This window comes from Niallia sp. 01092 (assembly GCF_052318935.1).
In the GTDB taxonomy this organism is placed as follows: domain Bacteria; phylum Bacillota; class Bacilli; order Bacillales; family Cytobacillaceae; genus Niallia.
Genome location: NZ_JBQRKO010000088.1, coordinates 1 through 265, shown reverse-complemented (window position 1 = coordinate 265; position 265 = coordinate 1). Strand labels below are relative to the sequence as shown.

1 tRNA gene is annotated in these 265 nt (G+C 36.2%); it reads left to right on the top strand.

The features are described from left to right. Nucleotides 1-7: 7 nt before the first annotated feature. Nucleotides 8-83: transfer RNA gene (locus ACTXGU_RS22450), tRNA-Val, on the top strand. Nucleotides 84-265: the final 182 nt, after the last annotated feature.

The window sequence follows — 265 nt, the reverse complement described above, 5'->3', positions numbered from 1 at the left end:
TAAAAATGGAGGATTAGCTCAGCTGGGAGAGCATCTGCCTTACAAGCAGAGGGTCGGCGGTTCGATCCCGTCATCCTCCACCATAATATATTAATAATAAATAGACAAGCTTTTTGAAAATACCGGTATAGCCCAATTGGTAGAGCACGATAGAATAAATTCCCTCGAATTTACCACAGCAACCGATTTTCCATCTTGATTATACTTCTTATAATCAGTAGATTGACTATTCATAAGCTTAAAATATAATAATACAATCTGAAAA